Source organism: Aeromicrobium sp. Root472D3 (assembly GCF_001426485.1).
Classification (GTDB): Bacteria; Actinomycetota; Actinomycetes; order Propionibacteriales; family Nocardioidaceae; genus Aeromicrobium.
This window is the reverse complement of record NZ_LMET01000001.1, coordinates 127076-148299: the sequence shown is the minus strand read 5'-3', so window position 1 is coordinate 148299 and position 21224 is coordinate 127076. Positions and strand designations below refer to the sequence as shown.

Genomic DNA, 21224 nt, shown 5'->3' with positions numbered 1-21224 from the left:
CACCCAGCACGGCGAGGTCCAGTAGGATTCGGGGCATGCCCCGCGTCATCGTCGATGTCATGCCCAAGCCGGAGATCCTCGACCCCCAGGGCAAGGCCGTCCACGGCGCCCTGCCGCGTCTGGGCTTCGACGCCGTCACCGACGTCCGCCAGGGCAAGCGGTTCGAGCTCCAGGTCGACGTCGCCGACGAGGCGACGCTCGCCGAGGTGCACCAGCTGGCCGAGACGCTGCTGTCGAACCCCGTCATCGAGGACTACGAGGTGCGCGTCGAGGGCGCTGAGGTCATCGCGTGAGGATCGGCGTCGTCACGTTCCCGGGGTCGCTCGACGACACCGACGCGCAGCGCGCCGTCCGCCTCGCCGGTGGTGAGCCCGTCGCGCTGTGGCACGGCGACCACGACCTCCAGGGCGTCGACGCCGTCATCCTGCCGGGCGGCTTCTCGTACGGCGACTACCTGCGCTGCGGCGCCATCGCCCGCTTCGCGCCCGTCATGACCGAGGTCGTCGCGGCCGCGAACGGCGGCATGCCCGTCCTGGGCATCTGCAACGGCTTCCAGATCCTGTGCGAGTCGCACCTGCTGCCGGGTGCGCTGATCCGCAACGACCACCGCACGTTCATCTGCCGCGACCAGGTCCTGCAGGTCGAGAACGCGGCGACCGCGTGGACGTCCGACTACTCGGTCGGTCAGCAGATCACCGTCCCGCTCAAGAACGGCGAGGGCGGGTTCGTCGCCGACGCGGCGACCCTCGACCGCATCGAGGGCGAGGGCCAGGTCGTGGTCCGCTACGTCGACGTCAACCCCAACGGGTCCCTGCGCGACATCGCGGGCATCACGAACGAGCGCGGCAACGTCGTGGGCCTGATGCCACACCCCGAGCACGCCGTCGAGGACCTCACCGGTCCCGGCACCGACGGGCTCGGCTTCTTCACGTCGGCCGTCAAGGCCCTCACCTCCGTCTGACCCGCCCGGAGCGGTGCCTGAGCCACGCATCGGATTCCTGATGGGTGGCTCAGGCACCGACGCGGGCGTCCGTCAGAATGGGCGCATGGATCTTCCCGTCGCCGTCTCCGTCCTGCTGATCGTCGCCGGCGTGTGGAACGTCGTCGTGTGGCCCCCGTTCCTGCGCCGCGTGCTGAAGGACCCGCGGGCTCGCGACGAGGCCGGCCGGGCCACGACGTTCCTGACGGTGCACGTCGTGCTGGTGACGGTCTCGCTGACGCTGGGCCTGGCGACCGGCGTCGTGGGAATCGCCGCGCTGGTCTGAGCGTTGCACCAGTCATGACCAACACCGTCTCCCTGAACGCCGACCAGCAGCGCTACGAGATCTTCGTCGACGGCACGCTCGCCGGCATCACGCAGGCCGTCGAGGACGGCGAGATCGTCACGATGCCGCACACCAAGGTGTTCGACGAGTTCGAGGGCAAGGGCCTGGCGAGCGCTCTGGTGACGGGTGCGCTCGACGACATCCGGGCCCGCGGGCTCAAGATCGTCGCCGAGTGCCCGTACGTCGCGAACTTCGTCGTCAAGCACCCCGAGTACGCCGACCTGTTGGCCTGAGTCCCGGGTCACAGCGCGACGAATCGTCGCCGCCGTGGCCTCACTGCTAGTATGTGAACACGTGAACGCGCAATTCCTGCGCTGTTCCGGCCCGACGAAGTAGCGCGAATCCGCGTGAACGGTGTGCGGGCATCGCCCCCAAAGACGTCTGAGAGTTTCTTGAACCAGCCTGCTGGCAGCCCTGTGCTGCCCACTTTCTCCACCCTGTCCCTTCCCCAGTCGATCGTCACGACGCTTGCGCGTCAGGAGATCGTCACCCCCAGCCCCGTGCAGATGGCCGTCATCCCCGACGCCCTCGCCGGCAAGAACGTGCTGGGCCGCGCCCGCACCGGCTCCGGCAAGACGCTGGCCTTCGGCCTGCCCGTGCTGGCGCGCCTCGCGGGTCGCACGAGCCGCTCCAAGGCCCCCCGTGGCCTGATCCTGCTCCCCACCCGCGAGCTGGCCACCCAGGTCCGCACCGCGATGGAGCCGCTCGCCCAGAAGATGGGCCTGCGCCTGACGACGATCTACGGCGGCGTGCCGATCAACAAGCAGATCAACACGCTGAAGAACGGCGTCGACATCGTCATCGCGACCCCGGGCCGCCTGACCGACCTGCTCGACCGCCGCTGCATGACGCTCGACGACATCGAGATCACGGTCCTCGACGAGGCCGACCACCTGTGCGACCTCGGCTTCTACAAGCCGATCGACGCGATCCTCACCAAGACGCCCGAGCGCAGCCAGCGCCTGCTGCTGTCGGCGACGCTCGACGGCGACGTCAACAAGCTCGTCAAGCGTCACCTGCCGCAGCACGTGCTGCACGAGGTCGACTCCGGCGAGAGCTCGGTCGAGACGATGGAGCACCACGTGCTCGTCAGCGCCGCGACCGAGAAGTCGAAGGCCGCGTTCGACCTGCTGCGCGCCAACCCCCGCAGCATCGTCTTCACGCGGACGCGTCGCGGTGCGATGCGTCTGGCCAAGCAGCTGACGCAGAACGGCATCGAGGCCGTCGACATGCACGGTGACCTCTCGCAGCGTCACCGTGAGCGCAACCTCGAGGCCTTCAGCAGCGGCCGCGCCAGCGTCATCGTCGCGACGGACGTCGCGGCGCGCGGCATCCACGTCGACGGCATCGGCCTGGTCGTGCACTACGACGCCCCCGCCGAGCACAAGGCGTACCAGCACCGCTCGGGCCGCACGGCCCGCGCCGGCGAGTCCGGAGCCGTCGTCACGATGACGACGCCGGAGGCGCTGCGCGACGTCATCCAGCTGCAGAACAAGGCCGGCGTGACCGCCCGTCACCACGACGCGCGCACCGCGCCGTCGCCCATGACGGTCGACGCGCTCTCGGGTGCCGGCACCGAGGCGCCCCACGCCTCGGCCGTGCGCCAGGGTGCTCGCTCCGGCGGCAACGGCGGCGGTGGCGGCAACCGCGGCGGAGGTCGCCCGCAGGGCGGGTTCCGCGGCAACGGCGGCGGACGCCCGCAGGGCGGTGGCGGCAACCGCGGCGGTGGCGGCGGACGTCGTCGCAGCGGCGGCGGCAGCGGAAGCGGCAACGGCGGCAGCGGCGGATCGCGCACCGTCTACTCCTCCTCGTAGGCCCTCGGCCCCTCGGGGCCACCGGCAGCACGACGGCACCATCCCCGGTACGCCCGGGGGTGGTGCCGTTCGTCGTGCCAGCGTGTCAGGCCGGCGGTGCCGGCGACGCCGGGGGAGCGGACCCGACCCCTGGTGCGGCCCCGGGTGGTGGATGCTGTCTGCATGCTCGTACGGGACCGACTGCCGCGGGTCGGCCTGCTGGGGCCGGCCTTCGTCGCGGCGGTGGCCTACGTCGACCCCGGCAACGTCGCGACCAACGTGACCGCCGGCTCGACGTTCGGCTACACCCTCGTGTGGGTCGTCGTGACGGCCAACGTCATGGCGGTGCTCGTGCAGTACCTGTCGGCCAAGCTCGGTCTCGTGACGGGACGCTCGCTCGCGACGCACGTCGGCGAGCGGCTGCCGCGGGGCCCGCGCATCGCCTTCTGGCTGCAGGCCGAGTCGATCGCCGTGGCCACCGATCTCGCCGAGGTCGTGGGTGGTGCGATCGCGCTGAACCTGCTGTTCGACCTGCCGCTCGTCGCCGGTGCGGTCGTCACCGCGGGGGTCGCGATGCTGATCCTGCGGATCGGGGACGTGCGGGGCCCCGGTGCGCTCGAGCGCGTCATCATGGGCTTCCTCGCGCTGATCGCGGTCGGCTTCATGGCGGGGCTCTTCATCGATCCGCCGGCGGTGTCGCCGCTGGCCGAGGGCCTGATCCCGACGTTCGAGGGGTCCGAGAGCGTGCTGCTCGCCTCGGGCATCATCGGCGCCACCGTCATGCCGCACGTCATCTACCTGCACTCGAGCCTCACGGCCTCGCGGCTCGGCACCCGTGGCGAGGGGCGCAGCGTGCGCGAGCTGCTGTCGGCGACGCGCACCGACGTCGTCCTGGCGCTCGTGCTGGCCGGCGTCCTGAACCTGTCGCTGCTCGTCGTGGCGGCGACGAGCCTGGAGGGGCTGCCCGGGACCGACACGCTCGAGGGCGTCCACGCGGTCGTCACGTCCGAGCTGGGCGCGGGGGTCGCCCTGCTGTTCGCCGTCGCGCTGCTGGGGTCGGGGCTTGCCTCGACGTCGGTCGGCAGTGCCGCGGGCGCCGAGGTCATGCAGGGGCTGCTCGGTGTCCGCCTGCCGGTGCTCCTGCGCCGGGTCGTGACGCTCGTCCCCGCGCTGGTCGTGCTGGGGCTCGGCGCCGAGCCGAGCCGGGCGCTCGTGGTGTCGCAGGTCGTGCTGTCGATCGGCATCCCGTTCGCGCTCGTGCCGCTCATGGTGCTGACGGCCCGGCGCAACGTCATGGGCGAGCACGTCAACTCCCGCGCCACGACCGCCGCGGCCTGCGTCGTCGCCGCGGTCGTGATCGCCCTGAACGTCTCGCTGATCTGGCTCACGATCTCGGGTTGAGAGTTCAATCACCGGGTAAGAAGTACTGGTGGACCACCTGATCGACGCCGACGCCGTCTACCTGCTCGCCGGCGTCGCCCTGCTCCTGGCCGTGATCCTGCCGACCGCGCTGCGGACCGTCGCGCTGTCCGCGCCCGTCGTGCTCCTGGGCCTCGGCGTCCTGATGGGCCTGCTGCCCCTGCCCGACGCGGTGCGCCTGACGCCGGGCGACGACCGCGCGCTGATCGAGCACCTGACCGAGTTCACCGTCATCATCTCGCTGATGGGCGTCGGGCTGGCCCTCGACCGGCCGTTGAACATCCGCGCCTGGGGCTCGTGGCGTCGCTGGGGGACGACGTGGCGGCTGCTGGCCGTCGCGATGCCGCTGTCGATCGCGGCGACGGCGTGGCTCGGCTGGTGGGTCATGGGCCTGGCCCCCGCCTCGGCGATCCTGCTGGGTGCCGCGCTGGCTCCGACCGACCCCGTCCTCGCCTCCGACGTCCAGGTGGCCGGGCCCACGACCGACGACTCCGCCGAGGACGGCCTCGACGAGGCCGAGATCGACGAGCGCGACGAGGTGCGGTTCGCGCTGACGTCCGAGGCGGGCATGAACGACGGTCTGGCGTTCCCGTTCGTCCACCTCGCGATCTTCGTCGTCGGCGCCGGATCGCTCGCCGACTGGGGCGTCGAGTGGGCGGCCTGGGACGTCGTGGGCAAGACCCTGGTGGGCGTGCTCATCGGCATGCTGACGGGGTGGGGGCTCGCGAAGGCCGCGTTCCGCTCGAAGCGTCCGTCGATCCGCACCGCCGAGACCGGCGAGCCGCTGCTCGCGATCGCCGCCGTGCTGCTGTCGTACGGCGTCGCGCAGGTCGCGCACGGGTACGGCTTCCTCGCGGTCTTCGCGTGCGCCATGACGCTGCGGTCGATGGAGCGCAGCGCCGACTACCACGCCCTGATGCACCAGGTCATCGAGCGCCTCGAGCGGCTGCTGACGCTGGTCGTCCTGCTGCTGCTCGGCGTCGCGCTCTCCAACGGGCTGCTCGACGCGCTGAGCTGGCGCGGCGCCGCGGTCGGCGTCGTCCTGCTGCTCGTGGTGCGGCCCGTCACGGCCTGGATCGCGCTGCGCATCGGCTCGCGTCCGAAGCAGGGGGTCGACGGCGAGGGGCTCGGACCGCGCGAGCGCCTGGCGACCGCGTTCTTCGGCATCCGCGGGATCGGCTCGCTGTACTACTTGGCCTACGCGACGGGGCACGAGGAGTTCGAGGGCGCCGACACGCTGTGGTCGACGGTCGCCTTCGTCATCGCGGTCTCGGTCGTGCTGCACGGCGTGACGGCGACCCCCGTGATGCGCTGGCTGGACGACCACCGCACCGCCGCGGCTCGCCACTGACGGACGCCGGGGCAGCCCTTCTGCCAGAATCACGGGGTGGCACTCCCGACGATCACGATCCCCGACCGGCTCGGGGCAGCCCGCACCAACCTGACCGACAAGCTGCGGCGCAAGCCCATCGCCGACCTGCGCGGCATGCCGCGCGACATCGTCGAGCACCGCGCGTCGTTCACGCTGTACCGCTACAGCGCGGTGCGCGGCATCGAGCCGCGCGGACGCCCGGTGCTGCTCGTGCCGCCGCTGGCCGCGCCCGCACTGGCGTTCGACCTGCGCCGCGGGTGCAGCCTCGTCGAGTACTTCGTGCACCAGGGCCGCCCGGTCTACCTGGCCGACTACGGCCCGGTCAACTTCGCCCACCGCGGGCTCGGCATCGAGCACTGGGTCGACACCGTGGTGCCGGCCGCCGTCGACATCGTCGCGGCCCACTCCGGTGCCGATGCGGTGCACCTGGCCGGGTGGAGCCTCGGCGGCATCTTCACGATGTTCACCGCGGCCGCCCACCCCGAGCTGCCGTTGGCGTCCGCGACCGCCGTCGCCAGTCCGTTCGACCTGCGGCGCGTGCCGCTGCTGGCCGTCGCGCGTCCGATCGACCGCGTGGCCGGCCCCCTCGTGGGCCCCGCCTACCGGGCCATGGGCGGTGTGCCGGCGCCGCTGACCCGTCTGGGCTTCCAGATCTCGAGCCTCGACAAGTACCTCACGAAGCCGCTCGCGATGGTGGCGCACGCCGACGACCGCGACTTCCTCGCGCAGCTCGAGGGCGTCGACCGCTTCATGGCGTCGATGTACGCCTACCCGGGCCGCACGTTCGGGCAGCTCTACCACGTCGTGATGCGCACCAACGAGTTCGCGACCGGCATGATGGAGCTCGCGGGACGCCCCGTCGAGCTGGCCAGGATCGACGTCCCCGTGCTGGTCGTGGCGGGCACCGGCGACACCCTCGCCCCGGAGGCGGCGGTGCACCACCTGCTCGACCTGGTCACGGGCTCGCCCGACGGACGGCTCGTCCGGGCACCCGGGGGACACCTCGGCGTGCTGACCGGGCGAGCGGCCCGCCGCACGACGTGGCCCGCGATGGAGGTCTTCTTCCGCCAGTACGACGACTCGACATCGACCGCCGACGCGAGATGATGGAGGCATGCCCGAGCTCCCCGAGGTCAACGCGCTGGTCGAGCTGCTCGACGAGAGGATGTCCGGCGCCGTCGTGGCGTCGGTCGAGCTCGCGTCGTTCGCGGTCCTGAAGACGTTCGATCCGCCCGCCTCGGCCCTGAGCGGCCTCGAGGTCACCGGCGTGACCCGGCACGGCAAGTTCATCGACATCGACGTCAGCGGCATCCACGTCGTCGTGCACCTGGCCAAGGCGGGCTGGCTGCGCTGGTCCGACCGGCTGCCCGACACCCGCCTGAAGCTCGGCGCCAGCAACATCGCCGCCCGGGTCCGCCTCGACCGCGGCGACGGACCGACGATCGGCTTCGACGTGACAGAGGCCGGCACGCGCAAGGGCCTGGCGATGTACATCGTCACCTCGCCGACCGATGTCGCCGGCATCGCGGCCCTCGGCCCCGACCCCCTCGCGGACGGCTTCGAGCTGCGCCCGCTGCTGGCCCGCCGGATGCAGGTCAAGCGCCTGCTGCGCGACCAGAAGATCATCGCGGGGGTCGGCAACGCCTACAGCGACGAGATCCTGCACGCCGCGAGGCTGTCGCCGTTCGCGATCGCCGAGAACCTCGACGACGACGAGATCGTTCGCCTCGAGACGTCGCTGCAGGAGGTGCTCCGCGAGGCGGTCGAGGAGGCCCGCGGCAAGCCCGCCGACGAGCTCAAGGACGACAAGCGCACCCGCATGCGGGTGCACGGCCGCGCGGGCGAGACGTGCCCGGTCTGCGGCGACACGGTGCTCGAGGTGACGTACGCGCAGTCGGCCCTGCAGTACTGCCCGACCTGCCAGACCGGCGGCAAGCCGCTCAAGGACCGCACGACCAGCAAGTTCCTGAAGTAGGCCGCGCCGCTTCGCGGCACCCGCTGCTCGTTCCTCGCAGCGGCCCGGCTTCGCCGGGGGCGGCTGCCTTCGCTCGCTGGCGCTCGCTCGGCCGATGGGCGGGTTCTCAGCCTGCGGCTACCAGGGCTACTGCCAGGGCAGCGGTGATCAGGCCGACGGCCTGCCAGCGCAGGATCTTCTCGCGCAGCACGACAGCGGCGAGCACGACGGTGCTGGCCGGGTAGAGCGACGAGATCACCGAGACGACCGACAGCAGTCCGTGGTGCGAGGCGTACAGGAACGCGCCCTGCGCCAGCGCGCCCAGGGGGCCCATCACGACGGCCGACCACGCGGCGCGGGTGCGGGGCACCCAGGCGTGCCGCAGCACCGTCGCCGTCACGACGACGCTGACGACCGACGCGACCTGCGACAGCGCCAGCGGCATCAGCCCGGCGTCGTCGCCGACCTGACCGAGGCTCACGAACAGCAGCCCGAAGCCGAGCCCCGCCAGCACCCCGTCGAGGACGCCGCCGCGGTGCGCCGGGTCGTCGTCGACGACCCGCGAGATCAGGGCGATCGCGGGGAACGCCAGCACGATCCCGATCACGACGGTCGTCGAGGGGCGGTCGCCCGTCGCGACGCCCACCACGACGGGGATCAGGGCCGTCCCGATCGCCGAGATGGGCGCCACGACCCCCATCCGGGCGGTCGACAGCCCGCGGTAGAGGAAGGCGACGCCGAAGCCCCCGCCCAGCCCGGCCAGCGCCCCGAACGCCAGGTCGTGCGCCGTCGGCGAGCCGCCCACGACGAGCGCGGCGACGAGGCTGACGACGCCCGACGACGTCTGGCCGACGACCGCGATCTGCCACGCCGGCGCCCGCTTCGAGAAGATGCCGCCGAGGAAGTCGGAGACCCCGTACGCGAGGGCCGAGACGAGCGACAGGACGATGGCCACGCGCCGAGCGTACGGGTACCGGGGCGTGCGGACGTCGATAGGCTGGCTCCGTGAGATTCCGCAGATCGGGTGCGCTCGGCGCCCAGGCCAATGCCGCCGTCAACGACTTCGCGTCACGCGCCGACGGTCGCGCGACGGAGGTCGCCGAGCGGGCGACCCAGGTCATCGTGCTGGCGGTGCGCGTGCTGCGCATCCCGACCGCGATCGTGGGGGCGCTGTCGGTGCCGTTCATCGCCGCGACCCTGGTGCTGGGCCTGCTGGCCGGCGGTGGGGTCGGCGTGGTCGTGCTCGTGGCGGGCGTCGTGCTGGCCGTCGTGAACGGGCTGTTCTGGGGACGCCGCCACCGCATCCTGAGGGCCGTCGACGACCCCCGGCGTCTCGCGACCGAGCTGGCCGTCATGCTCTCGATGACCGGCAAGGTCGAGGAGGCCCGCGGCATGCTGACGCAGGTCGCCGGCGCCTCGGGCGGCTGGCGGGTCATGGGGCGTCTGCGCGGCATCTGGAGCGGCACCCAGATGACGGGGCGCTGGATCGACGAGATCGGTGACCTGCCCCGGGCCCGCTACTTCGGGCCGCCGAAGATCGGCACGACGATCACGATCTCGGTCGCGACGCTGTGGCTCGTGCCGGTCTCGATCGTCGTGGCCCTGTTCTCGCTGGTCGGCACGATCGCCGGCGCCTTCTGAGCCTCGCGGTCGTCGTCCGCCGCCGGGTCAGCCGCGGCGCGGGACCGACAGGTCGGCGAGCGTCGCCAGGTGCGCACGGGTCGCGTCGTCCAGGTCGGTCGCGCGGCGCGCCATGTCGAGCACGAACTGGGCGATGCCGGACGCCATGAGCCGCGCGTGCCCCGCCTCGAGCTCGATCGCCAGCTCGACGATCGCCGGGATGTCGTAGGCCTGCACGCCGCGGGCGAACCGCTGCCAGGCCGCGGGGGTGCCGGTGGGGTCGACCAGGTCGTCGACGGCGTCGAGCAGACGGTGCAGCTGAGGGGGCCCACCGACCAAGACGCCGGCGGCGGCCGCCTCGATGCGGGCGTTCAGCAGTCCTCGCGCAGCCGCCTCGTCGATGACCTCGTCGAGGATCTCGAGCGCCTCCTCGGGCTCGGCGAGGGCGTCGCGCGTCGCCGCCATCGTGGTGCGGCGCGCGAGATCGGTCTCGGGCATGCGGGACGGGTGCCGCGCCGCGGACTCGAGGGCGGCCACCGCCTCGTCGGGCCGGTCGAGGTGCACGAGGCAGTCGGCCGCCATGGCCTCGACCCATCCCCGCAGCTCGTGGGGATCGTGCGGTCCGAGGTCGTTGAGGAACCGGTGCGCGTCGGCGAGCGCGTCGTGGACCGCGCCCCGCTGGCGGCTGACGAACGCCTGCATCGACAGCGCCAGGCGCCCGCCGCCCGTCCCGAAGGGCCCGGCCGCGTAAGCGTCGACGGCCTGCTGGGCGCCGTCCAGGTCGAGCGCCGACACCCGGGCCGAGATCAGCACCTCGCCCGCCGGGTCGAGGTGGAACGCGTGCAGCGTGCCCTCCTCGGCGCGCAGGGTCTCGCGGGCGAACTCGGCGGCCTCGACGGCCTGGGTGGGCCGCGCCGAGCCGCGCAGGGCGGCCGACAGCGCCATGAACGTCAGGGCCCGGTTGCCGGGCGACAGCTGGCCCGAGAACGTCAGGGCGCGCAGGCGGGTGGCGACCCGGTCGCCGCTGCCGGAGAACGTCTGGTGCGTCAGCTCGGCCAGGACGCGGACGGCCTCGCGCCGCCGCCGGGTGGTCGGGTCGTCGACCATGACGGCGCGGCGCACGAGGCGCTCGCGCTCGTCGTCGTCGTCGACCAGGTGGACGGCGTGCAGGTAGACGTAGAGCCCGTCCTCGTCGAGGGCCGCGGGATCGATGCCGTCGAACATCTCGCCGACGTCCCGGCGCCGGCCGAGCTGCACCTGGGCGTAGACCCGCTCGACCTGGGCGACGACGGCACCCTCCTCGTTGGCGGCGGGGTCGGAGTGCACCAGCGCCCGGCGGAACCGCGCCTGCAGGTTGGCCTCGCGCGTCGCCCGGGCGGCGAGGTCGACGGGCAGCAGGCGCCCGGACGCCGTCCACCAGTCGGCGACCTTGGGCGCGACGCCGGGGCGTGCGGTGCTGCGCACGAGCGCCGCGGCGTACCGGTCGTGCAGCGCGCGCTGGCGCTCCTGGGTCATGGTGCGCCGCACCGAGGTCGCCTCGACCGCGAACACGAAGCCGACCGCGTCGTCGTCCACCGCGAGGATGCCGCGGCGCACGGCCGGCTCGAGCGCGCACGGGTCGAAGACGTCGCGGCACTCGCCGACGTCGAGCAGACCCACCAGCGAGGTGACGTCGAGCAGGTCGACGAGGCTGGGGTCGGTCGAGGCGCGGTCCGTGGTGGCGTCGACCGACGCGTCGACCGGCATCAGGATCCCGTCGTGCACGTCGATTAGCCCCGCGTCGACCGACGTGTCGACGACGTGCCGGACGAGCTCGTACGAGCCGCCGGCCCGGTCGAGCACGAAGGCGACGACCGCGGGGTCGGGCAGCACGCCGAACCGCGACTCGAGGCGCGCGGCGACGTCCGCCGCGTCGAGCGGCGCGATCTCGACCAGGTCGCCCGCCGCTCGCAGGCGGTCGGGGACGGCCGACGACGTCGCGCCGACGGTCGCGACGAGCCGCAGGTCGCCGGCCGCGGCCAGCCGCACCAGCACGTCGAGGCTCTCGGCGTCGGACAGCTCGGCGTCGGCCAGCACGATGCAGGGCGGGCCGGCGTGACCGGCGAGCTGCTCGCGGATGCGGGTCTCGGCGGTGTCGAGGTCGGCGCCCCGCGGCAGCTCGCCGCGCCACAGCTGCTCGAGGACGAACAGGGCGCGGTGCGCATCGCCCGGACGGGAGACGTGCCGGTGCAGCGACGGACGGTCGACCAGCCCCGCGACCTCGGCGGCCAGCAGGTCACGCGTCCCGCCGTCGGTGCCCGCGATCACCAGGACGCCGCGGTCGTCCAGCCGGGCACGGGTCGCGGCGACGAAGGCCTGCGGGAACGCGGGCGGCCACGGACGGTGCGCGACCTCGGTCTCGGCGTCCTCCGGCACGGCTCGGCTCTCCTTCGGTAGCCCCCTGGCTGGCTCAACGATAGTCGGAACGGTGCGTCGGGGGGTAGGTGACGCGCAGACACTGACACCGCCGATGTCAAGGTCCTACGATGCCGTCATGGATCTCCGCGGACTCGTCCTGCTCCCCGTGCGCGTCTCGGTCGCGGCGACGCGCGCCACCCTGGGGCTGGGGCAGCTGGCCTCGCCCACGGGTCCGATCCTGCGCGAGGGCGGCTACGGGGCCCGGCTGGGCCAGCTGCTGAGCGAGGGCGGTCTGCTCGACCAGCTCGGACGCATCCTCGCCGACGAGCGCGGGCCCATCGGGCTGGCCAACACCCTGGCGGACCTGACGGCCGACGACCGGCCGATCGGAAGGGCGCTGGCCCGCGACGGCCTGCTCGACCGGATGGCCGACGAGGACGGGCCGTTCGTGCGGCTGCTCGAGGCCGGCGGCCCCCTTGACCGGGCGCTGTCGGAGGACGGCCCGCTCTACCGCTTCCTCGCGCCCGGGGGAGCCCTCGACACCCTGCTCGCCGAGGAGGGCGCGCTCGACCGCGTGCTCGTCGACGGGGGAGTGCTCGACACGCTGCTGGCCGAGGGCGGGGTGCTCGAGCGCCTCTTGGCCGACGGCGGTCTGGTCGAGCAGCTGCTGGCCGACGGCGGGATGCTCGAGCGGCTCCTCGCCCCCGGCGGCACCCTCGACCGGCTCGTGGCGCTCGGCGCGACGTTCGACCGCCTGGCGCCCCGGCTCGAGGAGCTGGGAGCCGCGATCCCCGGCCTGAACGCGGCGGTCGGCGACCTGAGCGGGGCGGTCGAGCCGCTCAGCTCGCTCGCGGGACGCCTGCCGGGCGCGCGTCGTCCGTCGCTCCCACGGTGACGGTGCGCAGCGCGGCGAGGGTGGGGCGCGACGACCGATAGGATCGGGGCGTGACTGACGCCTCCAGCCCCGTCCGGCCGAGCCTCGACACGGTGGCCCACGCCACCGACACCCCCGACCAGGCGCAGCCCTGGGCCGAGCTGGGTCTCAAGCCCGACGAGTACGACACGATCCGCGAGATCCTCGGTCGACGCCCCACCGGTGCCGAGCTGGCGATGTACTCCGTCATGTGGAGCGAGCACTGCTCGTACAAGTCGTCCAAGGTGCACCTCAAGAAGTTCGGCGACCTGCCGCAGGAGACACCGCTCGGCCGCACCCTCGCGGGCATCGGCGAGAACGCCGGCGTGATCGACATCGGCCAGGGCTACGCCGTGACGTTCAAGGTCGAGTCGCACAACCACCCGTCGTACGTCGAGCCCTACCAGGGCGCCGCGACGGGCGTCGGCGGCATCGTCCGCGACATCCTCGCGATGGGCGCCCGTCCCGTCGCCGTCATGGACCCGCTGCGCTTCGGCCCGCTCGACGCGCCCGACACCGCGCGCGTCCTGCCCGGCATCGTCGCCGGCGTCGGTGGCTACGGCAACTGCCTCGGCCTGCCCAACATCGGCGGCGAGGTCGTGTTCGACGAGACCTACGTCGGCAACCCGCTCGTCAACGCGCTGTGCGTCGGCGTGCTGCGCCACGAGGACCTGCACCTGGCGTTCGCGTCGGGCGTCGGCAACAAGGTCGTCCTGTACGGCGCCCGCACGGGTGGCGACGGCATCGGCGGCGTGTCGGTCCTGGCGTCCGAGACGTTCGAGTCGACCGGTCCCTCCAAGCGTCCCGCCGTGCAGGTCGGCGACCCGTTCATGGAGAAGCTCCTGATCGAGTGCACGCTCGAGCTGTTCCGGGCGCAGGTCGTCAACGGCATCCAGGACCTCGGCGGTGCGGGGCTGTCGTGCGCCACGAGCGAGCTGGCCTCGGCCGGGAGCGGCGGCATGCACGTCGAGCTCGACACCGTGCCGCTGCGCGACTCGACGCTGTCGCCCGAGGAGATCCTCATGAGCGAGTCGCAGGAGCGCATGATGGCGGTCGTCGAGCCGCACCACCTCGACGCGTTCATGGCGATCTGCGAGAAGTGGGACGTCGAGGCCGTCGTGGTCGGCGAGGTCACCGACGGCGACCACCTCGTGATCGACTGGCACGGCGAGACCGTCGTCGACGTGCCGCCGCGCTCGGTCGCGCACGACGGTCCGACGTACGACCGTCCCTACGCCCGTCCCGCGTGGCAGGACGCGCTCCAGGCCGACGCGGCCGAGCAGCTGCCGCGACCGACCACCGGCGACGAGCTCCAGGACCAGCTCGTCCGGGTCGTCAGCTCGCCCAACATGGCCGACAAGTCGTGGGTCACCGACCAGTACGACCGCTACGTGCAGGGCAACACGGTGCTGGCCCAGCCCGAGGACGCCGGCGTCGTGCGCATCGACGACGAGACCCACCTCGGCGTGGCGGTCTCGACCGACTGCAACGGCCGATTCGCCAAGCTCGACCCCTACGCGGGCGCCCAGCTCGCGCTCGCGGAGTCGTACCGCAACGTCGCCGTCACGGGAGCCCTGCCGCTGGCGGTGACCGACTGCCTCAACTTCGGCTCGCCCGAGAACCCCGACGTCATGTGGCAGTTCGAGCAGGCGACCCACGGCCTGAAGGACGCCTGCGCCGTGCTCGGCATCCCCGTCACGGGCGGCAACGTGTCGTTCTACAACCAGACCGGCGAGACGCCGATCCTGCCGACGCCCGTCGTCGGCGTCCTCGGTGTCATCGACGACGTCCGCCAGCGCATCACGCAGGGGTTCACGGGCGAGGGCGGCCACGTGCTGGTGCTCGGCGAGACCCGCGACGAGCTGTCGGGCTCGACGTGGGCCGACGTCGTCCACGGTCACCTCGGCGGGCAGCCGCCCGTCGTCGACCTGGCCGCCGAGCGTGCCCTGGCCGACCTGATGGTCGAGGCCGCGAGGGCCGGTGTCGTCGAGTCGGCGCACGACCTGTCCGACGGTGGCCTCGCGATGGCGCTGGCCGAGGCCGCGTTCCGCCACGGGGTCGGCGTGACGGTCGACCTCGACGACCCGTTCGTCGAGCTGTTCAGCGAGTCGTCCGCCCGCGCGATGGTCGTCGTCGCCGAGGACCGGCACGACGCGTTCGTCGACCTCGCCGAGAAGCACGGCGTCGAGCTGGCGTCGGTCGGCCGCACCGGGGGCGACGCGATCGAGGTCGTCGACCGGTTCAGCGTCCCCGTCGCCGAGCTGCGGGCCGCGTGGCAGGCGACGCTGCCGGCGGTGCTCGGCGCGCACCTCGTCTGACATGGCCGGCACGATGGCGCGCTACGCCGCCCTGACCCACGACGAGTTCGCGCAGATCTGCGAGCGGCTCGACGCCGGGGAGCCGTCACGGGCCGACCTGAAGGCCGCGACCAAGCACCTGGCCGCCCTGCTGGTGGCCAAGGCCCCGGGATCGAGCGTCGAGGTGCGGATCCCGCCGTTCGCGGCAGTGCAGGTCGTCGAGGGGTCCCGGCACACGCGGGGCACGCCGCCGGCGGTCGTCGAGATGGACCCCGCGACCTGGATCGCCCTGGGGCGTGGTCGTCTGGCGTGGGCCGACGCGACCGTGCGGGCGTCCGGCGAGCGCTCCGACCTGTCGCCGCTCCTGCCGCTCGACGAGGTCTGACCCGGACCTGCGGCCTTCGCGCCGACCCCCGGGTCGGTGGCTGAGCCACGCATCAGCACGCTGACACGTGGCTCCGTCACCGCTCAGGGGACGGCCGGGCGGACGGTGTGGGTCAGCGCCTGGCAGCGATGGCCCGGGCGGGATGGTTGGTCGTCACCATCCACGTCGCGGGGTCGTTCATCCAGTGCTCGAGCTCGTCGGGACGGTCGACGGTCCACACCAGCAGCGGCAGCCCGCGCCGCCTCGCGTAGCCGCGCAGGGTCCAGCGGGCGAGCGTGCGGTGGGCCACAACGACGGTGGCGCGGCTCCGGCGGATGCGGGTGCGCGCGAACGCCGACTCCACCCGCGCCAGCAGGCGCTGCCAGCGTCCGTCGGCCGACCGCGGGCTGGACGACAGCCCCACCAGCAGTCCGGGGGCGTGCTCGGCGGCCCAGTCGACCAGGCGTCGCACCGAGGCGTCCTCGGCGGTCGTGACGACGACCGAGCCGGCGCCGAGGGCGTCGACGATGCGGTGGACGGTCTCGGCCTCGCGTCCCCTCACCTTGAGATCGACGTGCGCCCCGACGCGACCGCGGATGAGCGTGAGCACGTCGTCGAGCGCCAGCACGTCCGCATCGGCCGGCACCGCGGCGTGCGAGACGACCGCGGCGCCGTCGGCGGTGAACCGCACGTCGAACTCGACGTAGTCGCACCCCAGCGCGATCGCCGCCTCGAACGCCTCGAGGGTGTTCTCGGCGCCGTGGACGTCGCCCGCACCACCGCGGTGCGCCGAGACGAGGACCATCGTGACGTGGGTGGGGGAGGGGGAAGCCGTGGCCGGTCTAGACGAGCTGGCCGCGCTGCAGCTCGGCCCAGACCGACGCCTCGGCCGTGACGTACCCCGGCAGGCCGCGGGCCTTCCGGTAGGCCTTGACCGCCGCGACGGTGCGCGAGTCGTAGACGCCCGAGATGGTCAGGCGCGCGCCGGCGGCGACGAGCGAGCGCTGCAGGCGGTAGACCGAGGGGCCGACCGAGCCCTGCTTCAGCACCCGCGGGCTGCGGCCGGCCGACAGCAGCGCCGTCCAGGTCGTGCGCGACGCGGTGCCGGTCGCGGTCCAGCCCTTCGAGGTCTGGAAGGCCTCGACCGCCCGGGCCGTGCCGATGCCGTAGCGGGTGTCGGCCGAGCGCAGGAAGCCCTGCTTCTTCAGCAGGCACTCGAGGGCCTTGACCTGCGTGCCCTTCGAGCCGACCTTGAGCGTGGAGTAGCGCGTGAACGACTGCGTGACGCCGCAGGGCTTCGACTGCTTGCCCGCGCGCGAGCCCTTGCCGACGTCGAGGAAGTTCCTGTCGATCACGATCGACGTGCCGCCGTACGTCGCCCGGACGTCGAGCTGGTACTGGTGCAGGCGCTGGCGCTTCCAGCCCGAGTCGGCCAGGTACGGCCCGCCGTCGGTGTTGGCCCGGCCGTTGCCCCACGCGACCCACAGCTGGTCGGGCTCGGTGAAGCCGCGACGCTTCGACCGCCGGGCCTCGTCGATCGCCGAGATCGCGGCCGAGCCGCTCCCGTAGACGCCGGACTTGTACCCCTTGGCGTGCAGGTACTCGGTCCAGGCGTCGACGAACTCGAGCACGACCCGGTCGCACGAGGCGGTGCGGGTGTAGTACTCGATGTCGAGGTACGAGGTGCTGTGCTTGCCGAACCCGTACCGCTTGAGGGCCGCGACGGTCTCCTTGGCCTCGCTGCGCGCCTGCTTGCGGGCCGTCGCCGCGCTGCGCGACATCAGCTGCTTCTGGACCGCGCTCTTCGGGTTGTTGGCGAAGCACGGCGCCTGACGGCCGACGTGGATCGGCAGGAAGCGCCAGCCGTTGCGGGCGTTCTGCGCGACCCACTGCGGCGACAGGTTGGGCTGCTTGTCGTCGCCGCAGTAGCGCGACGAGCCGGAGACGTAGATGCCGACGGCCGTGAACGGCGAGGTCAGGTTCCAGGTGTCCATCGTGGCCTGGTCGGGGGCGACGCACGTGTCGAAGCCGTGCCCCGTGAAGCCGCCGGGGGCCGGCGGGGTCGCCGCACCGGCGGGCGCGGCCACCACGAGGGACGCCGTGACGGCGGCCGCCAGACCGAGGATCGCGTGCCGGAGCAGGGCGGGAGTCGTCAGACGCATGGGCTCGAGGCTACGTCGTGCCAGCCTGTCTGTCACCCTGCGCCCGTCAGGACGGCACGTGCCGTCAGGCGGTCCTGCCGCTGCGCAGCTGCGACCAGACCTTCGACTCGGTCGTCGTGTAGCCGGGCAGCCTGCGGGCCTTGCGGTAGGCCTGTACCGCGCGGACCGTCCTGGCGTCGTAGACCCCCGTGAGCCCGGGCGTGAGGCCCGCGGCGGTCAGCGACCGCTGCAGGCGCCAGACGGGCTCGCCGACCGATCCCTGCTTGAGCACGCGGGGGCGTGAACCGGCCGCGAGGAGCGCCGTCCACGTCGAGCGCGTCGCGACGCCGGTCCTGGACCAGCCCTGCTTCGCGCGGAACCGGTTGACGGCCTTGACGGTGGCCGCGCCGTACGTCGTGTCGACCGTCGAGATGAGCTTCTGCTTCTTCAGCAGGCACTCCAGGGCGGCGACCTCGGCGCGGTTGGCCCCGGCCCGGAGGGTCGGATAGGCCTTCAGCGTGACGTTGACCCCGCACGGGTCGACCCGGCGGGACGGGACCGAGCCCCGTCCGACGTCGAGGAAGTTCTTGTCGATGTTGAGCGTCCTGCCGCCGTACGTGACGTCGACGCCGTTGTGGTACTGGTGGATGCGCTGGTGGTTCGTCCAGCCGCTGTCGGACAGGTACGGGCCGCCCTTGGTGTCGGCCTTCTTGTTGACCCAGGCGTTCCACAGGTGGTCGGGCAGCGTGAGGCCCGGACGACCCGCGAGCCGCGCCTCGTCGATCACCTTGATGCCGGCCGAGCCGCTCGAGTACAGCCCCGACTGGTAGCCCTGGGCGTGCAGCTGCTCGGTCCAGGCGTCGGCGAACTCGAGCAGGACGTTGTCGCAGGCGGCCGTGCGGGCGTACCACTCGATGTCGAGGTACGAGACGCTGCCGGGGCCGAAGCCGTACTTGATCAGGGCGGCGACGGTCTCGTTGGCCTCGGCGACGGCCTGCGACCGGGCCGTCGCGACGTTCGTCGACATCTTCTTCTTCTGCACGCGGCTCTTCGGGTTGTTCTTGAAGCACGGCACCTGGCGGCCGACGTGGATCGGGATGAACTTCCAGCCGTTCGCGGCGTTGCGGGTGACCCACGACGCCGTCAGGTTCTTCTGGTACCGGTCACCGCAGTAGCGGGAGTTGCCGGAGACGTAGATGCCGACGGCGCTGAACGGTGAGGTCAGGTTCCACGTGTCCATGACCGACTGGCTGGGCGCGATGCACGTGTCGAAGCCGTGGCCCGTGAAGTCGCCGGGCGCCTCCGGCCCGTCGGCCCGGGCGGGGGACGCGAGGAACAGGGAGGCGACGAGGCCGGTGACGAGACCGGTGACGGCGAGACGCATGGGACCGAGGGTATGTCGTGGGACGGCCCGGTGTCCGCGGAACGCGTGTGACGTGTGGGACCCATGGGGCTCGAGAGGTTAGGCTGGTGCCAGCGCGGCCCCGGTCCCCTCCCCTGGATGACCGGGGCCGCGTCATGTCCGGGTCAGACCTGGCGGCTGCCGTCGCCCCAGTAGGGCTTGCGCAGGTCGCGCTTCAGGATCTTGCCCGACGGGTTGCGGGGCAGCGCGTCGACGACGTCGATCGACGACGGGGCCTTGTAGCCCGCCAGCCGTTCCCGCGCGAACGCGATGAGCTCGTCGGGGGTCGCGGACTGGCCGGGGCGGAAGGCCACGACCGCCTTCACCGTCTCGCCCCACCGGTCGTCCGGGACGCCGATGATCGCGATCTCGGCGACGGCCGGGTGCTCGGCCAGCACCCGCTCGACCTCGGGGGAGTACACGTTCTCGCCACCAGTGATGATCATGTCCTTGAGACGGTCCTCGATGAACAGGAAGCCGCCGTCGTCGACGCGGCCGAGGTCGCCCGTGCGCACCCAGCCGTCGTCCGTGATGAGTGCCGCGGTGTCGTCGGGGCGCCCGATGTAGCCGATCGTGGCCTGCGGGGTGCGGAACCAGATCTCGCCCGAGGCGCCGGCGGGGACGTCGCGGAGCGTGGCGGGGTCGACGATGCGCATCTCGGCGTGCGCGACGGGGCGGCCCGCCGACACCAGGCGCTCGGGGTGGTCGGCGTCGCGGTGGGCGTCGTCCTCGAGGATCGTGATGACGCCGCCGAACTCCGTCATGCCGTACACCTGCTGGAACGAGGTGTCGGGCCAGGCCGCCATCGCGGCGCGCAGCACCGGCAGGGGCATCGGGGCGGCGCCGTAGCCGACGGCCTTGAGGCGGCCGAACAGCGCCATCGCGTCGGGCCCGGCCGCGACGAGCGCCGCCACGACCGCGGGGACGAGGAACGCGTGCGTGCAGCCGGCCAGGATCCCGCCGGCCATCAGCGTCGCGTCGACCTCGCTGATGATGTACCCGGGGACGCCGTTGACGGGCCCGAGCAGCGCGTACGACGTGCCACCGACGTGGAACATCGGCATCGCGACGAGCATCATGTCGCCGTCGGCGTACGCCGTGCTGCCGCCGCCGTTGAGGCTGTGCTCAACCATGGCGGCCTGGGTCAGCTGCACGCCCTTGGGGCGTCCGGTGGTGCCCGAGCTGTACATCACGACGCAGACGTCGTCGGGCGTCACGTCGTCCTGGCGGTCGATCGGCGCCGCGGCCGCCAGCCACGCCTCGAGCTCGTCGGCGTCGCCACCGACCACGACGATCTTCTCGACGTGCTCGAGCCGGTCGCGCACCGACGCCAGCTGCTCGACGAGCCGGTGGCCGACGAACAGCACCTTGGCGCGGCAGTCGTTGATGACGTAGTCGAGCTCGTCGCCGGCGAGCCGCCAGTTGACGACCGTCGTCGCGGCGCCGACGAGGCACCCGCCGAGCAGCACCTGCAGCACCGCGGGATGGTTCCTGTCGAGCACCGCGACGCGGTCGCCGCGGGCGACGCCCTCCGCTTGCAGCGCACCGCCGGCGCGACGGACCGACTCGTCGGCCTGCGACCACGTCCAGGTGCGGTCGCCGAACACCCAGCACGTGGCACCGGGGCGCTCGGTGGCGCGGGCCGCGAGGAAGTCGGGCAGGTACGTGGCGTCGGGGATCGCGGTGGTCATGCGGCACTCCTCGGGTGTGGCGTGGGTCACGTCACCCTAGCCGCACCGGCCCCGGCCCCGGGAGCCGTCGACGTCAGCGCTCGACGGCCTCGGCGATCCGCTCGAGGGTCCTGCGCATGCCGTTCTTGGTCGCGGCCGGCATCTTCGAGCGCTTGAGGAAGAACTTCTGCTTGTCCTGCGAGACGTCCCACGACTCCTTGACGAGCGTGCCGCCCTCGACCGGCTCGAGCTCGTAGCGCCAGATGCGTCCGCCGACGAGGCCCTTGAGGCCCGTGGTCTTCCAGGCGATGCGCCGATCCTGCTCGAACTCGACCACGGTGTTGGACGTGCGGTAGCCGACGCCCATGTGCATCGCCATGCCGAACGTCGTGCCGAGCGTCAGCGGACGCGACTCCGCGCGCGTGCCGCGCACCGTCCCGGAGCCGTCGAAGCCCTGGTGCCTGCCGGCGTCGGACAGGAGGGCGAAGATCTGCTCGGGCGGTGCGGAGATCGTGCGCTCCACGGTCATGATGTCTGAGTCCATGCCGCCACCCTAG

General features: G+C 72.7%; 20 protein-coding genes. 13 read left to right on the top strand and 7 right to left on the bottom strand.

Going from position 1 to position 21224, the window contains the following annotated elements:
* Positions 1-35: 35 nt before the first annotated feature.
* The 9 genes from purS to ASD10_RS00725 all read left to right on the top strand — a co-directional run bounded on the left by purS (position 36) and on the right by ASD10_RS00725 (position 7884).
* Complete coding sequence (gene purS, locus ASD10_RS00765) at positions 36-293, top strand: phosphoribosylformylglycinamidine synthase subunit PurS (RefSeq protein WP_056603225.1); 258 nt, start codon at positions 36-38, stop codon at positions 291-293.
* Positions 290-961, top strand: coding sequence for a phosphoribosylformylglycinamidine synthase subunit PurQ (gene purQ, locus ASD10_RS00760; RefSeq protein ID WP_056603222.1), 672 nt, complete (start codon positions 290-292; stop codon positions 959-961). The genes purS and purQ overlap by 4 nt, the downstream gene beginning before the upstream one ends.
* Before the next feature lie 85 nt (positions 962-1046).
* Positions 1047-1265 carry an SCO4848 family membrane protein gene (locus ASD10_RS00755; protein ID WP_056603219.1) on the top strand — a complete coding sequence of 73 codons (219 nt, stop codon included), beginning with the start codon at positions 1047-1049 and terminating at the stop codon, positions 1263-1265.
* 14 nt (positions 1266-1279) lie between these two features.
* Positions 1280-1558, top strand: a complete 279-nt coding sequence (locus ASD10_RS00750) for a GNAT family N-acetyltransferase (RefSeq protein ID WP_056603216.1) — start codon at positions 1280-1282, stop codon at positions 1556-1558.
* A gap of 183 nt (positions 1559-1741) precedes the next feature.
* The gene (locus tag ASD10_RS00745) at positions 1742-3139 is read left to right on the top strand and encodes a DEAD/DEAH box helicase (protein ID WP_056603214.1); all 1398 of its coding nucleotides are present in this window, start codon (positions 1742-1744) and stop codon (positions 3137-3139) included.
* Between the two features lie 198 nt (positions 3140-3337).
* Positions 3338-4519: an Nramp family divalent metal transporter gene (locus ASD10_RS00740; RefSeq protein WP_200938282.1), complete on the top strand. Its 1182-nt coding sequence runs from the start codon at positions 3338-3340 to the stop codon at positions 4517-4519.
* A 28-nt stretch (positions 4520-4547) separates the two neighbouring features.
* A complete protein-coding gene (locus ASD10_RS00735; protein WP_235501725.1) occupies positions 4548-5888 on the top strand; it encodes a sodium:proton antiporter in 1341 nt (446 codons plus the stop codon).
* Between the two features lie 36 nt (positions 5889-5924).
* Positions 5925-7016, top strand: a complete 1092-nt coding sequence (locus ASD10_RS00730; RefSeq protein WP_082555934.1) for an alpha/beta hydrolase — start codon at positions 5925-5927, stop codon at positions 7014-7016.
* 7 nt (positions 7017-7023) lie between these two features.
* The gene (locus ASD10_RS00725; protein WP_056603208.1) at positions 7024-7884 is read left to right on the top strand and encodes an Fpg/Nei family DNA glycosylase; all 861 of its coding nucleotides are present in this window, start codon (positions 7024-7026) and stop codon (positions 7882-7884) included.
* Between the two features lie 106 nt (positions 7885-7990).
* Here ASD10_RS00725 and ASD10_RS00720 read toward each other — a convergent pair whose 3' ends face one another.
* Positions 7991-8818, bottom strand: coding sequence for an EamA family transporter (locus ASD10_RS00720; protein ID WP_056603205.1), 828 nt, complete (start codon positions 8816-8818; stop codon positions 7991-7993).
* Positions 8819-8868: 50 nt separating this feature from the next.
* Between ASD10_RS00720 and ASD10_RS00715 the strand changes: the two genes are divergently transcribed.
* The gene (locus ASD10_RS00715; RefSeq protein ID WP_056603202.1) at positions 8869-9504 is read left to right on the top strand and encodes a hypothetical protein; all 636 of its coding nucleotides are present in this window, start codon (positions 8869-8871) and stop codon (positions 9502-9504) included.
* A gap of 27 nt (positions 9505-9531) precedes the next feature.
* On the opposite strand, the gene ASD10_RS00710 is transcribed toward ASD10_RS00715, so the two are convergent.
* A complete protein-coding gene (locus ASD10_RS00710; protein WP_056603200.1) occupies positions 9532-11898 on the bottom strand; it encodes a hypothetical protein in 2367 nt (788 codons plus the stop codon).
* Positions 11899-12016: 118 nt separating this feature from the next.
* Between ASD10_RS00710 and ASD10_RS00705 the strand changes: the two genes are divergently transcribed.
* Genes ASD10_RS00705 through ASD10_RS00695 form a run of 3 tightly spaced genes read left to right on the top strand, consistent with a single transcriptional unit; the run spans position 12017 to position 15475 of the window.
* On the top strand, positions 12017-12775 hold the full coding sequence (locus ASD10_RS00705) for a hypothetical protein (protein ID WP_056603197.1): 759 nt from the start codon (positions 12017-12019) through the stop codon (positions 12773-12775).
* Positions 12776-12825: 50 nt separating this feature from the next.
* A complete protein-coding gene (gene purL, locus ASD10_RS00700) occupies positions 12826-15111 on the top strand; it encodes a phosphoribosylformylglycinamidine synthase subunit PurL (protein WP_056603194.1) in 2286 nt (761 codons plus the stop codon).
* Between the two features lies 1 nt (position 15112).
* A complete protein-coding gene (locus tag ASD10_RS00695; RefSeq protein WP_162248806.1) occupies positions 15113-15475 on the top strand; it encodes a sterol carrier family protein in 363 nt (120 codons plus the stop codon).
* A 112-nt stretch (positions 15476-15587) separates the two neighbouring features.
* Here ASD10_RS00695 and ASD10_RS19100 read toward each other — a convergent pair whose 3' ends face one another.
* The 5 genes from ASD10_RS19100 to ASD10_RS00670 form a co-directional block, all read right to left on the bottom strand.
* Positions 15588-16259, bottom strand: a complete 672-nt coding sequence (locus ASD10_RS19100; RefSeq protein ID WP_056603191.1) for a glycerophosphodiester phosphodiesterase — start codon at positions 16257-16259, stop codon at positions 15588-15590.
* Between the two features lie 37 nt (positions 16260-16296).
* The gene (locus ASD10_RS00685) at positions 16297-17616 is read right to left on the bottom strand and encodes a glycoside hydrolase domain-containing protein (protein WP_056603188.1); all 1320 of its coding nucleotides are present in this window, start codon (positions 17614-17616) and stop codon (positions 16297-16299) included.
* A gap of 64 nt (positions 17617-17680) precedes the next feature.
* On the bottom strand, positions 17681-18979 hold the full coding sequence (locus tag ASD10_RS00680; RefSeq protein WP_056603185.1) for a glycoside hydrolase domain-containing protein: 1299 nt from the start codon (positions 18977-18979) through the stop codon (positions 17681-17683).
* A 143-nt stretch (positions 18980-19122) separates the two neighbouring features.
* A complete protein-coding gene (locus tag ASD10_RS00675) occupies positions 19123-20688 on the bottom strand; it encodes an AMP-binding protein (protein WP_056603182.1) in 1566 nt (521 codons plus the stop codon).
* A 73-nt stretch (positions 20689-20761) separates the two neighbouring features.
* Positions 20762-21211 (bottom strand): SRPBCC family protein, encoded by a 450-nt coding sequence (locus ASD10_RS00670; protein WP_056603179.1) that lies wholly within the window; start codon positions 21209-21211, stop codon positions 20762-20764.
* Positions 21212-21224: the final 13 nt, after the last annotated feature.